Here is a 15135-nt window from a genome sequence, read left to right on the forward strand (position 1 = left end):
CCCGGCGAGGGCGCGAAGCCTGGGAGAGTGCCTAGCTCGCCCTGCAGATCTTGAGCATGTTGGTGCCGCCCGGGGCACCCATGGGTTCGCCGCAGGTGATCGCGTAGACGTCGCCGCTCTGCACGATGCCGCGCTTCTTCAGATGGGCCTCGGCCTGTTCGAGCGCGGTGTCGCGGTCGGTCTGCGAGTCCATCAGCAGCGGGCGCACATTGCGGTACAGCGCCAGCTTGCGCTGCGTGGCCAGCCGCGAGGTCAGCGCGTACATGGGAATGTGCGCGCGGTGGCGGCTCATCCACAGCAGCGTGGCGCCCGATTCGGTCAGCGCCACGATGGCCTTGGCACCCAGGTGGTGGGCCGTGAACAGCGCACCCATGGCGATCGACTGGTCGATGCGGCTGTAGGTCTTGCCGCTGAAGTCAGCGTCGAGCGTCTTGTCCTCGGCCCCTTCGGCGGCTTCGCAGATGCGGCTCATCTCCTGCACGGTTTCGAGCGGATAGCGCCCCGAGGCGGTCTCGGCCGAGAGCATCACGGCGTCGGTGCCGTCGAGCACGGCGTTGGCCACGTCGCTGACCTCGGCGCGCGTGGGCACGGGGTTGGTGATCATCGACTCCATCATCTGGGTCGCGGTGATCACCACCTTGTCCATGTCGCGCGCCATGCGGATCATCTTCTTCTGCAGCGCCGGCACGGCGGCATTGCCGACTTCCACCGCGAGGTCGCCGCGCGCGACCATGATGCCGTCGCTGGCGCGCAGGATTTCCTCCAGCTTCGGAATGGCCTCGGCGCGCTCGATCTTGGCGATCATGCCGGGCTTGTGGCCGAACTCGGCCGCCGCCACGTTGCACAGCTGGCGCGCCATCTCCATGTCGGTGGCGTTCTTCGGGAAGCTCACGGCCACGTAGTCGGCCTGGAAGCTCATCGCGGTCTTGATGTCCTCCATGTCCTTGGCCGTGAGCGCGGGGGCGGTGAGGCCGCCGCCCTGCTTGTTGATGCCCTTGTTGTTCGACAGCTCGCCGCCCAGCTTGACGGTGGTGTGCACGGCCTCGCCCTTGACGGCGTCCACCGTGAGCACGATCAGGCCGTCGTTCAGCAGCAGCCTGTCGCCTGGCTTCACGTCGCGCGGCAGGTCCTTGTAGTCGAGGCCCACGGCATCGGCGTCGCCGGGCTCGGTGCGCGAGGCGTCGAGCACGAACTTGGCGCCCGGCTCCAGCCAGACCTTGCCCTGCGCGAACTTGCCGACGCGGATCTTGGGGCCTTGCAGGTCGGCCATGATGGCCACTTCGCGGCCCGTCTTGCGCGCGGCTTCGCGCACCATGGCGGCGCGGTCGATGTGGTCCTGCGCCGTGCCGTGGCTGAAGTTCAGCCGCACCACGCTGACCTTGGCCAGGATCATCTTTTCCAGCAGTTCCGGCGTGTTGGACGCCGGACCGAGCGTGGCAACGATCTTGGTGGCGTGGCGGGGGATGCGGTCCGTGCTCATGAAGGTAGTCTCCGTTTTGTATTCGCTACTGTATACACTTTGTGTGTCTGACGGAAGTCACCCTCGTGAGATTCCCCGCCCGCCGGGATCAACCCGCCGCGCGCTTGGCCAGGATTTCGAAGGCCGGCAGGGTCTTGCCTTCCAGCACTTCGAGGAAGGCACCGCCGCCGGTCGAGATGTAGCCGACCTGCTTCTCGATGCCGTACTTGGCGATGGCCGCCAGCGTGTCGCCGCCGCCGGCGATCGAGAAGGCGCTGCTCTCGGCGATGGCCTGCGCGATGGCCTTGGTGCCGCCCGCGAAGGCGTCGAACTCGAACACGCCCACCGGGCCGTTCCAGACGATGGTGCCGGCTTCGCGCAGCTGCGCGGCCAGGATCGCGGCGGTCTTGGGGCCGATGTCCAGGATCAGGTCGTCGTCGGCCACGTCGTTCGCATCCTTGACGGTGGCGGCCGCATCGGCCGCGAAGGTCTTGGCCGTGACCACGTCCACCGGGATCGGCACGTCGGCACCGCGCGCACGCATCGCCTCGATCACCGCCTTGGCCTGGCCGACCAGATCGGGCTCGGCCAGCGACTTGCCGATCTTCAGGCCGGCCGCCAGCATGAAGGTGTTGGCGATGCCGCCGCCGACGATCAGCTGATCGACGTTGGCCGACAGGCTCTTGAGGATGGTGAGCTTGGTGCTGACCTTCGAGCCTGCCACGATGGCCACCAGCGGCCGCTTGGGCTGCGCCAGCGCCTTGCTGATGGCGTCCATCTCGGCCGCCAGCAGCGGGCCCGCCGCGGCCACCTTGGCGAACTGCGCGATGCCGTAGGTGGTGGCTTCGGCGCGGTGGGCGGTGCCGAAGGCGTCGTTCACGTAGATGTCGGTGAGCGCTGCGAGCTTGCGGGACAGCGCCTCGTCGTTCTTCTTCTCGCCCTTGTTGACGCGGCAGTTCTCGAGCAGCACGACCTGGCCGGGTTTGACGTCGACGCCGTCGACCCAGTTGGCCACCAGCGGCACATCGCGGCCGAGCAGTTCGCCCAGGCGCCTGGCGACGGGGGCCAGCGAGTCCTCGGGCTTGAACTCGCCTTCGGTCGGGCGGCCCAGGTGCGAGGTGACCATCACGGCCGCGCCGGCGTCGAGCGCCAGCTGGATGCAGGGCACGGAAGCGCGCACGCGCGTGTCTTCGGTGATGTTGCCGGCGTCGTCCTGCGGCACGTTGAGGTCGGCACGGATGAAGACGCGCTGGCCGGCGGCCTTGCCCTGTGCGCAGAGGTCGGTGAATCGAATGACGTTCATGGGTCTGGAGGAGATGGAAGACGGGTCGGCCTGCATTGTAGATTTGGCCCCGTCGCCGCCCTGAGCGGCTGTTACCGCGGGCCGATGCTTTTCAGGCCTTTTGCTGCGCCCTGGCGAACTGTTCGAGGATCTCGACAAAACCCGTGGCGGCCGGCGAAAGGCTGCGCCGCGCCGCGCTGTAGACGCACACCTCGCGGTGGAAGTCGGGCGATTCGAGCCGCACCATCTGCAGGCCATGCGCGCGCACCAGCGGCGCGGAGTAGGTCGGGCACACCGTGAGCCCGAGCCCCGAGGCCACCATCCCAAGCGCGGTGGTCATGTACGACACCTCTTGCGTGCCGGGACGCAGCATGTAGTCGCGCTCGGCCGGCGCCAGTTCGGGCAGCACGCGCTGGCGGAAGTCGCGTGTGGGAGCGATGAAAGTGTAGGGGCCGAGCTCGTGCCAGCGCACCTTGCGACGCTTGGCGAAGGCGTGGTCGGGCGGGCAGATCAGCCAGTGGCGGTCGCGGAACAGGGTACGGCGCTCGATGGCGCCGTCCACGGCCACGTCCTGGCCCACGGCCAGTTCCACGTCGCCGGCCATCACGCCCACCAGCAGGCTCTCGGGCAGCGTGTCGGCCAGGCGCACATCGACGTCGGGGTACTGCGCGCGATAGACCGCGATCACGCGCGGCATCAGCGTGCAGGCCATGAGTTGCGGCGCCGCAAGCCGCAACAAGCCTTTCTTCTTGTCACGAAGATCGGTGACGCCGGCCACCGCGCTCGTCAGGTCGCCGAGCAGGCGGTGCACCGACGGCAGGAACTCACGCCCGGCTTCGGACAGCTGCACGCTGCGGGTGTTGCGGTCGAGCAGCTGCACGCCCATTTCGCGTTCGAGCTCGCGCACCAGCACGCTGAGTGCCGACTGCGTGAGGTGCAGCTGCTGCGCCGCGGCGGTGAAGCTGCCGCTTTCGGCCACGGCGGCGAAGGCTCGCAGCTGGCGCAGGGTCAGGTTCATATATATGGTTATTTCATCAATTGATGAATTAATTTCGATTGCATCATAAGACGCCGCATCGCCCAATCGGGGGCTTACCGGAGAACACGAGCCATGCCGACCCCACCACCCGTGCGCGGGCTGCACCATTTCGCCTGGCGCTGCCGCGACAGCGAGGAAACCCGCCGCTTCTACGAAGACCTGCTGGGCCTGCCGCTGGCCCACGTCATCAAGAGCGACCACGTGCCGAGCACGGGCGAGTACTGCCCCTACGTGCACATCTTCTTCCGCATGCGCGACGGCTCGTACATCGCCTTCTTCGATCTCGGCGACGACGTCGCCGCGCTGCCCTCGCCCAACACGCCCTCGTGGGTGAACCACATCGCGCTGCGCGTCGATTCGGTGGCCGACCTGCTGGCCGCCAAGGCGCGGCTCGAAGGCGCGGGCGTCGAGGTGCTGGGCGTGACCGACCACCACATCATCGAGTCGATCTACTTCTTCGACCCCAACGGCATCCGCGTGGAGCTGACCACGCCGACCGTGCCGCAGGCCGAGATGGACGCGCATGCGCTGCGCGCCCATGCGGACCTCGATGCATGGACCGCGCGCAAGGCCGAGCTGCGTGCTGCAAGGGGTGCATCGAATGCCTGATCTGCAACTCGCCGTCATCGACGTGAAGCCCGGCGCGGCCATGGAGAGTCAGTCGGGCCTGCAGCTGCTGCGCCCCCGCATCTACGGCGCCTATCGCGCGCCGCAGGGCCCGAAGAAGATTGCCGCCATCGTGATGCACCCCACGAGCAACTTCATGGGCCACTACCTGATCGGCCCGCTGGCCGAGCGCGGCATCTGCTGCATGGGCCTCAACTCGCGCTTCGTGGGCAACGACACCGTGCTGCTGATGGAGCGCGCCATCCAGGACCTGGGCGCAGGCGTGCAGCACCTGCGCGCGGCCGGCTACGAGAAGGTGTTCCTCGTCGGCAACTCGGGCGGCGCAGCGCTCTCGGCCTTCTACCAGGCGCAGGCCGAAAAACTCACCGCCACGCACCTGCCCGACGGCGACCCCACGCACCTGCACCCGAGCGACCTGCCGCCGGTGGACGGCATCGCCCTGTGCGCCGCGCACCTGGGCCGCACCCGGCTGATGCGCGACTGGATCGACCCCTCGGTCACCGACGAGCACGACCCGCTCTCGGTCGACCCCGAGCTCGACATGTACGACGCGCGCCATCGCGTGCCCTACGACAGCGACTTCCTCGCCCGCTTCAGCGCCACGCAGAAGGCGCGGCTCGACCGCATCGAGCAGTGGTGCCTCGACCGCCTCGCGCTGCTGCGCAACACGCCCGGCGCGCCGCGCGACCAGACCTTCATCGTCTACCGCACGCACGCCGATCCGCGCTGCGTGGACCTCTCGCTCGACGCCAACGACCGCCTGCCCGGCAGCGTGTGGGGCGACGCGCGGCAGGTGAACTACTCGGCCAACGCGATGGGGCGCACCACCTCGCTCACGGCCTTTCTCTCGCAATGGTCCTCGCGCTCGCAGGCCGACGGGCCGACGAATCTCGCGCGCACCACGGTGCCGAAGCTGCTGCTGACCTACACGGGCGACCAGTCCACCTTCCCGAGCACGCGCGGTGCGTGGATGGCCGCGGGCGGCTCGCGCATCCGCAACGTCGACATCGTCGGCGGCAACCACTATCTCGCGGGACAGCCGGAGCTGGTTCCGAAGGCGGCGGATGCCATCGCCGAGTTCGCGCACGCGCTGTAGGGCACGCATGGAAAACTTCGCTTTCGCGCCGGCCTACGAGCTGCCGGCCTGGCCCTTCACCCCGCCGCCCGAGTTGGGCAACACGAAGCCCGCGCGCCATCCGATCGTGATCGTCGGCGCCGGCCCCTCGGGCCTCACGCTGGCCTGCGACCTCGCGCAACGCGGCGTGCGCGCCGTGCTGCTGGACGAGGACGACACCGTCGGCGTGCGCGGCGCCTCATCGCGCGGCATCTGCTACGCGCAGAAGAGCCTGGAGATCTTCGAGCGCCTGGGCATCTACGAGCGCATCGCGGCCAGGGGCATCACCTGGTCCTTCGGGCGCACCTTCTCCGGCGAGCAGGAGGTCTACAACTTCAACCTGCAGGCCAACAGCGTCTCGCGGCAGCCGCCCTTCATCAACCTGCAGCAGTTCTACATCGAGTGGTTCCTGGTCGAGCGCATCATCGAACTGGGACTGACCGACCTGCGCTGGAAGAACCGCGTCACGCGCGTGGAGCAGCTCGCCGACGGCGTGCGCCTGGAAGTCGAGACGCCTGCCGGCAGCTACACCATCGAGGCCGACCGGCTGATCGACGCCACCGGTGCCAACAGCGCGATCCGCACGCAGCTCGACATCGAGACGCACTCCTCGCGCAGCACCGACCGCTGGTGCATCAGCGACGTGCGCTTCAAGAAGCCGTTGCCCACCGAGCGCTGGACCTGGGTGGATGCGCCCTTCAACGAAGGCCGCGGCGTGTGGCAGCACCTGATGGCCGACGGCGTGTGGCGCATCGACTACCAGATGCCCGAGGACTGCGACACCGCCTACATCAGCAAGCCCGAGGTGGCGGGGGCGCGGCTGCGCGAGCAGCTCGGGCCGGACGTGGAGTTCGAGTTCGTCTGGATCGGCCCCTACGGCTACCGCGACCACCTGCTCGACAGCTTCCGCCACGGCCGCGTGTTCTTCATCGGCGACGCGGCGCACGTGGTGAGCCCCTTTGGCGCGCGCGGCGGCAACAGCGGCATCCAGGACGCGGCCAACCTCGGCTGGAAGCTCGCGCTGGTCGCGCAGGGCAAGGCCGGCGACGCGCTGCTCGACAGCTACGACGCCGAGCGCCAGCCCGCCGCGAAGCAGAACCTGCAGGTGACGAGCCGCTCGGCGCGCTTCCTCGCGCCGCGCGTCGCCGGCCGAGCACACGCTGCGCCGCGCGGTGGTCGCGCTAGCGGCGCGCCATCCTTTCGCGCGGGCGCTGGTGAACACCGGCCGCATGTCGGTCGCCAACGACTACCCCGCCGCGCCGCTGCTGCCCGAAGGCGCGCGCTCGGTGCAGAACCTGCCGCTGTGTTGGTCCGACGGCCGCGAGACCACGCTGATGCAGCTGCTGGCCGAGGGCACGCATTGCATCGGCCTGTGGTTCGCGCCGACGCGCGGGCAGGCGATGGCGGCGCTCGACGCCACGGCCTCCTTGCCGCTGCGCCTGCTGGCCGTGGGCGGCGACAGCGGCCTGCCCACGCTGCAGGCCGACGAGAAGCTCGCGGCCCATCTCGGCGCTGGCGACGCGGGCAGCTTCGTGCTCGTGCGTCCCGACGCCTACCGCGCCGCGGTGCTGGCGAACGCCACGCCCGACGCCATCGCCAGCGCCGTACGCACCGCACTGGCCTCCAACGACCGCAATCCATGATCACCGAGCCCCGCATCCCCGACCCCGACGGCTTCTACGCCGCGCTGCTCGCCGCCTACGAAGGCCGCAGCGAAGCGCAGAGCGCCGATCTCAATGCCCGCCTCGTGCTGCTGCTGGCCAACCAGTGCGGCGACCAGGACGTGCTGCTCGCCTGCATCCGTGCGGCGGCCGAAGAAGAACCCACGACGACAACGGACGACGACAACACCCCATGACCACGACCGTTTCCTTCGCATCCGCCTCCGACACGCGCGAGCAGAAGCCCCGGCTGCAGGAGCTCGGGCCCGGCGCTTATGGCTACATCAGCGACTTCGATCCCAACTGCGGCTTCGTCGTCGGCGACGAGCACGTGGTGCTGATCGACACGCGCCCCACGCCGCGCATGGCGCGCGACTTCCTCGCAGCCATCCGCACGGTGACCGACAAGCCCATCCGCACCATCGTGCTCACGCACTACCACGCGGTGCGTGTGATGGGCGCGAGCGCCTTCGCGGAGGTGCGCGACATCGTCGCCAGCAGCGGCACCCTCTACTGGATACGCACGCGCGGCCAGGCCGATTTCGATTCGGAGGTCGGCCGCTTTCCGCGCCTGTTCGCGGGCGTCGAGGAAATACCGGGCCTGACCATTCCCACGACGGTCTTCGATCGCGAGACCACGCTGCCGCTGGGCGGCGGCCGCGAGCTGCGGCTGATGTCGCTGGGCCGCGGCCATTCGGGCGGCGACGCGGTCGCGTGGCTGCCCGACTGCGGCGTGCTCTTCTCGGGCGACGTGGTCGAGAACCGCTGCGGCGTGTATGCCGGCGACGCCTACATCGGCGACTGGGCCGGCACGCTCGACGCGGTGGCGGCTCTGAAGCCGCGCGTGCTGGTGCCAGGCCGTGGCGCGGTGCTGCAGGACGAGGCCGCATGCGCCGAGGCCATCGGGCTCACCAAGGCATTCCTCTCGACGCTGCTGGAGAGTGTGAAGGCCGGCATCGCGGCGGGTGAGACGCTCAAGGGCTGCTTCGCGCGCGCCGAGGCGGCGATGACGCCGCGCTTCGGCGACTGGCCGGTGTTCCAGCACGTGCTGCCCTTCGACGTTTCGCGCGCCTACGACGAGCTGCGCGGCATCGAGCACCCGGTGGTGTGGACCGCCGAACGCGACCGCGAGCTATGGCAAATCTTGCGCGGCGAATGACCTGAACCGATTTCAAAACAAGCAACGGAGACAAGAGACGATGAAGCGATTTTTTCTTCCCCTGCTGGCCTCGGCCTTCGCGCTGGCCGCCGGCCTCGCGTCGGCGCAGCCGGCGGCCTATCCCGCCCAGCCGATCAAATGGATCGTGCCCTACGTGGCCGGCGGCGGCACCGACAACCTCGCGCGCACGCTGGCCGAGGCGATGCAGCCGTCGCTCGGGCAGCCGCTCATCATCGACAACCGGCCGGGCGCCTCGACCAACATCGGCGTGGGGGTGATGATGCAGGCCAAGCCCGACGGCTACACCATCATGCAGGCGGAGAACGCCGCGCTGCTCTTCAACGAGCACATGTTCGCCAAGCTGCCCTATAAGCCCGCGAGCGACTTCACCTACATCGGCACCATCGGCCGCTTTCCGGTGGCGCTGGTGGTGCACCCCGACTTTCCCGCAAAGAACGTGGCGGAGTTCGTGCGCTACGTGAAGGCCAACCCCGACAAGGTGAGCTACGCCTCGCCCGGCAACGGCTCGCCGCACCACATGGCGATGGAACTCTTCAAGCAGAAGGCCGGCCTGAGCATCACGCACGTGCCGTACAAGGGCGCCGCGCCGGCCATGACCGACGTGATGGGCGGCCAGGTGCCGACGATGATGCTGGACTTGGCCTCGGGCCTGCCGATCATCAAGTCGGGCAAGGTGCGGGTGCTGGCCATTGCGCTGCCGCAGCGCGCGGGCGCCCTGCCCGAGGTGCCGACCTTCGTCGAGGCCGGCTTTCCCGACGTCAACGCCTATGCCTTCCACGGCCTGATCGGTCCGGCCGGCATGCCGCCGGAAGCGGTGGCGCGGCTCAACGCCGAACTGCACAAGGCGATGAAGGCACCGAAGGTGGTGAAGCTGTTCGCGGACTTCGGCTTCGAGGCGCTGCCGGGGACGCCGCAGGACTTCTACAAGCTGTCTCGCGCGGAGAGCGAGCGCTGGGGCAACATCATCAAGACGGCCGGCGTGAAGCTCGATTGACGAACCGAGAGCCCCGGCTTTTCACTTCGCTTCGCTACGTGTAACTCCACCCCCGAGGGGGAGGCGCGGGCCGCCTTGGGGCGGCCCGGCGGCGGCCTACCAGCCCAGCCCGAGGTGCAGCGGCAGGTACACAGCCATGCCCGCGAGCATCGTGCCGAGCACGCCGCGCCGCCAGTAGAAGTACGCGGCGCCGACCACCGCCGCGTACAGGCGCGCGTCGTGCAGCGTGGTGATGAGGTGGCCCTGCGTCATGACGATCTCGGGCGCGATCACGCCCGCGAGCGCGGCGGCCGGCGCGTAGTGCAGCGCGCGGTGCGCCCACTCGGGCAGGCCCCAGGGCCGGTCGAGGATGAAGAAGAAGCAGCGCGTGAGCACGGTGACCAGGGCCAGGCCGACGATCACGGCCATGGTCCACCAGTCGGTGGTCGCGCCGGCGCTGCTCACTTGTCGTCCTCCGCGTTCGGGTCGAGCCCGAGCTGCTTCTCGAGCCAGAAGCACAGCAGCACCGCCACGCCGATGGCGGCCACGATGTTGAGCTTCAGCGGCAGCGCGTAGGCCGCCACCGCCGTGGCGCCGGCGATCAGCGCGGCCAGCACGCGCAGGCGGGTCGTCGCCATCGAGCAGACGATGGCCACCAGGCTCAGCACGCCCGCGAAGCCCAGGCCCCATTTCTGCGGAATGAAGTTGGCCAGCGCGACGCCCAGCAGGCTCATGCCCATCCAGGCGCACCAGGTGACGAAGTAGTTGCCGGTGAGGTAGGCCTCCTGGGCTTCCTGCTCGGCGATGGTCAGCGGCGGCTTCGGGTACTTCTTGGTGAAGAGCGCGTAGCTCATGTCCGCCGTAAGGTAGCCGTGCAGCATGCGGCGCCAGCGCGGCATGTGCATGAGGTAGGGGCGCAGGTGCAGGCTGAACACCACGAAGCGCAGGTTCACGCAGAAGCCCGTGGCCAGGATCACCCAGGCCGGCGCGCCCGCGAACAACAGCGGAATGGCCGCGAGCTGCGAGCTGCCCGCGTAGACCAGCAGGGTCATCGCCACGGCCTCGAGCACGCTCATGTTCGACTTGACCATGGCCACGCCGGTCATCAGCCCCCAGGCGCCGATGCCGAGCGCCACCGGAGACATGTCGCGCATGCCGATGCGGAATTCCGGTCGGCCGCGGATGCTTTGCGAGAGAAACATCAGCCGAACACCTGCCCGGGCTTCAGGTCGAAGCCGCGCAGGAAATCGGCCACGGCGAGGCGCTTGCCGCCCGGCCGCTGGAGTTCGGTGACGGCGACAACCGAATCGGCAGCCGCCGCCACGGCCACGCCGGCATCGCTGACGGCGAGGATCGTGCCCGGCGCGGCCGATGCCATGGGTGACGGCACCGCATGGGCCGCCCAGAGCTTGATGGTTTCGCCATCGAGTGGGCTGTTGGCGCCGGGAAAGGGGTCGAAGGCGCGGATGCGGCGCACGATGGCGTCGGCCGGCTGGGCCCAGTCGATCAGCGCCTCGTGCTTCTCGACCTTGCTGGCGTAGGTGACGCCTTCGGCTGGTTGCGGCGTGCGCACGAGCGCGCCGATATCCGCAAGCGCCTCGACGATCATCCTTGCGCCCAGTTCGGCCAGCCGGTCGTGCAGGCGGTCGGTGTTGTCGTCGCCGATGTCGACGGCCTCGCGCAGCAGCATGTCGCCGGTGTCGAGCCCGGCGTCCATCTGCATGATGGTGATGCCGGTCCGTGCGTCGCCGGCCTCGATGGCGCGGTGGATCGGCGCGGCGCCGCGCCAGCGCGGCAGCAGGCTCGCATGGATGTTGAGGCAGCCGTGCACCGGCAGGTCGAGCACCCACTGGGGCAGGATCAGGCCGTAGGCCGCGACCACCATCACGTCGGGCCTGGCGGCCAGCAGGGTGTCGCGCGCGGCCGAGGCTTCGTCGGGATACTTGCCATCGAGCCGCAGGCTGCGCGGCTGGGCCACGGGCCAATTGTTGGCGACCGCGCATTGCTTGACGGGCGACGCCTGCAGCTTCATGCCGCGGCCGGCGGGCCGGTCGGGCTGGCTCATTACCAGCACCACGTCATGGCCGGCGGCGGCAATGGCCTCCAGCGCGACGCGCGCGAACTCGGGCGTGCCCGCGAAAACGACTCTGAGGCGGCTCAATCGCGGATCCGATCGAGCTCGAGATCGTCCCCCGTGTGATAGCGCCGGACCACGCCGGTCGGATCGATGTAGATGTACAGCATGCGGCGCTCGTTCACGGCCTTGTAGCGCCAGGTCCAGACGACACCGTCGAAGGAGCTGACGCGGGTGATTTCATAGGGGCGGCCGTAGAAGGCCACCACATCGTTCTGGCGCCACTGGTCGACCTTGATGTCCTGGCCGAAGCGCGCCTCGCTGAGCACCTGCGTCACCGAGACCACCTTGCCCGAGGCGTCGACATCGATGTCGGTCACCTCGAAGCCGGCTGGCATGCGCGAGTACTGCAGCCGCTCGCCGCCGCCCGTCAGCGGGTAGCGCCCCGTGGGCGCGCCCAGGCGCTGCAGGGTGTCGGCGGCCGTGGCGCCCGGCTGGATGCGCGTGGGCTCGTTGGCGCAGCCGGCAAGACCCAGGGTGGCGACGGCGACGACCGCCTGTGCGGCAAGGGAACCGAAACCGCGTGCGCGCATGGGATCAGGCCCGTTCGCGCAGGTCTTCGCGCTGCTGCTTGAGCAGCTTGCTCTTGATGCGGTTGCGTTTCAGGGGGGAAAGGTACTCGACGAACACCTTGCCCAGCAGGTGGTCGAGCTCGTGCTGGATGCACACGGCGAGCAGGCCGTCGGCCTCGATGGTGCGCGATTCGCCGTTCTCGTCGAGCGCCTGCACCTTGACCGAGGTGGATCGCATCACGCCGTCGTAGATGCCGGGCACCGAGAGGCAGCCCTCTTCGTTCAGCACCTTCTCGTCGCTGGCCCAGGTGATCTCGGGATTGATCAACACGATCGGCTGGTTGCGCTCCTCGGAAATGTCGATGACGACGACGCGCTCGTGCACGTCGACCTGGGTCGCCGCCAGGCCGATGCCGCTGGCGTCGTACATGGTTTCCAGCATGTCGGCGACCAGCGCCTTGACGCGCGCGTCGACGCCCTGCACCGGCTTGGCCACCGTGTGCAGGCGTTTGTCCGGGTAACTCAGAATGATTCGTTTGGCCATGAAATCGGGGGAAAGTTGTGGCTATTTTCGCCAATTCCGCGACTCAAGGCGCCGCAGGAGCCCGAAATCGTTGCCCTCCAAAGGGCTTCAGCGCAGAATTCGTAGCAAATTGTGAGATTCGTATGCGCCGCGCTACCGTGGGCGCTCACCCATCCAGACATGAAAAAGCTCAGACTCACCGAACGCCAGCGCCCCTCCCTCCTCGCCACGCTGACAGCCCTGGCGGTCATCGGCAGTTGCGGCGCCACGACAGCCTGGGCCCAGAACTACCCCGTCACCCCGCAGCAGCGCGCCACGGCGCAGCAGACCGCCCAGGCCGGCGTGCCGCTGAGCGAACTGTCGCCCAAGGCGCCGGACGAATACACCGTCAAGCCCGGCGACACGCTCTGGGCCATCTCCCGCCTCTACCTGCTGCGCCCCTGGCGCTGGCCGGAGCTGTGGGGCATGAACATCAATGAAATCGCCAACCCGCACCGGATCTATCCGGGCCAGGTGCTCTACCTGGACAAGAGCGGCGGCCGCGCCCGCCTGACCACCCGCCGCGGCGGCTTCAGCGGCGACGGCGGAACCATCAAGCTGTCACCTCGCACCCGTTTCGACTCGCTGGCCGGCATGGCACTGCCCACGCTCAACCCGAGCATCATCGAGCCCTTCCTCAGCGAACCCATCGTGGTGGACGCCGGCACGCTGGAAAGCGCGCCGCGCATCGTCGCGGGCAACGACAGCCGCGTCCTGTTGTCGCGCGGCGACCGGGCCTATGCCCGCGGCAGCGCCGAAGCGCCGCTGGTCGAGGTGCCGGGACCGGTGCAGAACTTCCGGATCTTCCGCAACGCCACGCCGCTGAAGGACCCGGGCACGGGCGAAATCCTCGGCTACGAGGCGCAGTACCTGGGCAAGGCCCGGCTGCAGCGCGGCGAGTCGACCACGGTCGAGACGGTGGAAGACAAGGACGTCATCACGGTGGTGCCTGCCAGCATCGACATCGTCGCGTCGCGCGAGGAAATGCGCGCCGGCGACCGCCTGCTGCCCGAGCCGCCGCGCCAGCTGCTGAGCTACGCGCCGCGCGCGCCCTCCACCCAGGTGGACGGCCGCATCGTGTCGGTCTATGGCAACGCGGTGCAGTTCGCGGCACAGAACCAGGTGGTGGCCATCAACAAGGGCACGCGCGACGGCATCGACAACGGCCATGTGCTGGCCATCCTGAAGAACGGCGAAACCATCCTCGACCGCACCGGCGCCCGCAAGGAAACCATCAAGCTGCCGAACGAACGCATCGGCCTGCTGATGGTGTTCCGCACCTTCGAGAAGGTGTCCTACGCGCTGGTGCTCGAAATCAACGACACTCCGCGCGCCGGCGACTTCCTCGTCAACCCCTGACCAGCGACCCCGGCTTCATTCCTCGCACATTCGTTTGGAACGCGCAGAACTCGCAGGCTGGCTGCGGCTTTCATTGACGCCCGGCATCGGTGACGGTGCCGCACGCCGTTTGCTCGCGGCCTTCGGGCTGCCCGACGGCATCTTTGCGCAGCCCCCTGCCGCGCTGCGCGAGGTCGTCTCCTTGGCCCAGGCCGAAGCGCTGCTGCAGCCGCCTCCCGGCCTGCAGGCGCAGATCGACCAGACCTGGCAATGGCTGCAGGCGGCCGATGGCGGCGTCTCGCGCCGCATCGTGACGCTGGGCGACAGCGGCTATCCGGCCTCGCTGCTTGAAATGGCCGACCCGCCGCTGATGCTCTACGTGCTCGGTGCCGCGGACTTCGACCTCACGCAACTCGGCCACAGCATCGCCGTCGTGGGCAGCCGCAATCCGACGCCGCAGGGCGCCACCAACGCGCGCAGCTTCGCGCGGGCGCTGGGCGAGGCGGGGCTGCCCGTTGTGTCGGGCCTCGCGCTGGGCGTCGACGGCGCGGCGCACCAGGGCGCGCTCGATGCGGCCGGCGATGCGCCCCGGCTCGCAACCGTGGCCGTGGTGGGCACGGGGCTCGACCGGGTCTACCCCGCGCGGCACCGCGACCTGGCGCACCGCATCACGCTGCAGGGGCTGATCGTGAGCGAGCTGCCCCTGGGCACGCCGCCGCTCACGCAGAATTTTCCGAAGCGCAACCGGCTCATCGCCGGGCTGGCACGCGGCACGCTGGTGGTCGAGGCGGCGCTGCAGTCGGGCTCGCTGATCACGGCGCGGCTCACGTCGGAGCAGGGCAAGGAAGTGTTTGCGATCCCGGGCTCGATCCATTCGCCGCAATCGCGCGGCTGCCATGCGCTGATCCGCCAGGGCGCGAAGCTCGTGGAATCGGTCAGCGACATTCTCGAGGAGCTGCCGCCCCTGCAGTCGCGAGCGGCGGCGGCGCCCGCGTCCGGAAACGGAAGCACGGCTGCCGTCGCCACCGACGAAGATCCGCTTCTGGAAGCCCTCGGCCACGACCCGGTGAGCCTCGATGCCCTCAGCGCGCGCACCGGCTGGAGCGCCGCGGCACTCCAGGCGAAGATGCTCGAGCTCGAGCTGGACGGCCATATCGCACGCCTGCCCGGCGGCCTCTTCCAGAGAACGGCCATCGGCTGATTCCCGGGCCCCAGGCCGCGCCTTTTTTTGCGGGGGCCGCCGCGCACTGCCGC

Annotated in this window: 15 protein-coding genes and 1 pseudogene; 8 read left to right on the forward strand and 8 right to left on the reverse strand. The window is 69.1% G+C overall.

Annotated features, from left to right (window positions below; translation table 11 throughout):
• Positions 1–31: 31 nt before the first annotated feature.
• The 3 genes from pyk to ACEN9N_RS23485 form a co-directional block, all read right to left on the reverse strand.
• Positions 32–1480 (reverse strand): pyruvate kinase, encoded by a 1449-nt coding sequence (gene pyk / locus ACEN9N_RS23475; protein ID WP_007829060.1) that lies wholly within the window; start codon positions 1478–1480, stop codon positions 32–34.
• Between the two features lie 88 nt (positions 1481–1568).
• Positions 1569–2762 (reverse strand): phosphoglycerate kinase, encoded by a 1194-nt coding sequence (locus ACEN9N_RS23480; protein ID WP_495654634.1) that lies wholly within the window; start codon positions 2760–2762, stop codon positions 1569–1571.
• Between the two features lie 91 nt (positions 2763–2853).
• The gene (locus tag ACEN9N_RS23485) at positions 2854–3759 is read right to left on the reverse strand and encodes a LysR family transcriptional regulator (protein WP_495654635.1); all 906 of its coding nucleotides are present in this window, start codon (positions 3757–3759) and stop codon (positions 2854–2856) included.
• A 93-nt stretch (positions 3760–3852) separates the two neighbouring features.
• Between ACEN9N_RS23485 and ACEN9N_RS23490 the strand changes: the two genes are divergently transcribed.
• From ACEN9N_RS23490 to ACEN9N_RS23515, 6 genes and pseudogenes are all read left to right on the forward strand, one after another.
• Entirely contained in the window at positions 3853–4389 is a 537-nt protein-coding gene (locus ACEN9N_RS23490; RefSeq protein WP_413314042.1) for a VOC family protein, read from the forward strand.
• On the forward strand, positions 4382–5503 hold the full coding sequence (locus ACEN9N_RS23495) for an alpha/beta hydrolase family protein (protein WP_495654636.1): 1122 nt from the start codon (positions 4382–4384) through the stop codon (positions 5501–5503). Before ACEN9N_RS23490 ends, ACEN9N_RS23495 begins: the two co-directional genes overlap by 8 nt.
• Positions 5504–5510: 7 nt before the next feature.
• Positions 5511–7164 (forward strand): annotated as a pseudogene (locus ACEN9N_RS23500) (FAD-dependent oxidoreductase).
• On the forward strand, positions 7161–7379 hold the full coding sequence (locus ACEN9N_RS23505) for a DUF2783 domain-containing protein (protein WP_495654637.1): 219 nt from the start codon (positions 7161–7163) through the stop codon (positions 7377–7379). The pseudogene ACEN9N_RS23500 and the gene ACEN9N_RS23505 overlap by 4 nt, the downstream one beginning before the upstream one ends.
• Positions 7376–8341 (forward strand): MBL fold metallo-hydrolase, encoded by a 966-nt coding sequence (locus ACEN9N_RS23510; protein ID WP_495654638.1) that lies wholly within the window; start codon positions 7376–7378, stop codon positions 8339–8341. The genes ACEN9N_RS23505 and ACEN9N_RS23510 overlap by 4 nt, the downstream gene beginning before the upstream one ends.
• Before the next feature lie 40 nt (positions 8342–8381).
• Positions 8382–9356, forward strand: coding sequence for a Bug family tripartite tricarboxylate transporter substrate binding protein (locus ACEN9N_RS23515; RefSeq protein WP_413331905.1), 975 nt, complete (start codon positions 8382–8384; stop codon positions 9354–9356).
• 96 nt (positions 9357–9452) lie between these two features.
• Here ACEN9N_RS23515 and ACEN9N_RS23520 read toward each other — a convergent pair whose 3' ends face one another.
• The 5 genes from ACEN9N_RS23520 to def are packed head-to-tail and all read right to left on the reverse strand — an operon-like array spanning position 9453 to position 12525.
• Positions 9453–9764 carry an AzlD domain-containing protein gene (locus tag ACEN9N_RS23520; RefSeq protein ID WP_126021278.1) on the reverse strand — a complete coding sequence of 104 codons (312 nt, stop codon included), beginning with the start codon at positions 9762–9764 and terminating at the stop codon, positions 9453–9455.
• 32 nt (positions 9765–9796) lie between these two features.
• Positions 9797–10537: an AzlC family ABC transporter permease gene (locus ACEN9N_RS23525; protein ID WP_495654639.1), complete on the reverse strand. Its 741-nt coding sequence runs from the start codon at positions 10535–10537 to the stop codon at positions 9797–9799.
• Positions 10537–11496, reverse strand: coding sequence for a methionyl-tRNA formyltransferase (fmt, locus tag ACEN9N_RS23530; RefSeq protein ID WP_495654640.1), 960 nt, complete (start codon positions 11494–11496; stop codon positions 10537–10539). The genes ACEN9N_RS23525 and fmt overlap by 1 nt, the downstream gene beginning before the upstream one ends.
• On the reverse strand, positions 11493–12002 hold the full coding sequence (locus ACEN9N_RS23535) for a hypothetical protein (protein WP_413334302.1): 510 nt from the start codon (positions 12000–12002) through the stop codon (positions 11493–11495). The genes fmt and ACEN9N_RS23535 overlap by 4 nt, the downstream gene beginning before the upstream one ends.
• Before the next feature lie 4 nt (positions 12003–12006).
• A complete protein-coding gene (def, locus tag ACEN9N_RS23540; RefSeq protein ID WP_056592978.1) occupies positions 12007–12525 on the reverse strand; it encodes a peptide deformylase in 519 nt (172 codons plus the stop codon).
• Between the two features lie 159 nt (positions 12526–12684).
• Between def and ACEN9N_RS23545 the strand changes: the two genes are divergently transcribed.
• Positions 12685–13902: a LysM peptidoglycan-binding domain-containing protein gene (locus ACEN9N_RS23545; RefSeq protein WP_007829086.1), complete on the forward strand. Its 1218-nt coding sequence runs from the start codon at positions 12685–12687 to the stop codon at positions 13900–13902.
• Between the two features lie 34 nt (positions 13903–13936).
• Complete coding sequence (gene dprA, locus ACEN9N_RS23550) at positions 13937–15082, forward strand: DNA-processing protein DprA (RefSeq protein WP_495654641.1); 1146 nt, start codon at positions 13937–13939, stop codon at positions 15080–15082.
• The last annotated feature ends 53 nt before the right edge of the window (positions 15083–15135 follow it).

The sequence above is a fragment of the Variovorax sp. Varisp46 genome, assembly GCF_059491885.1.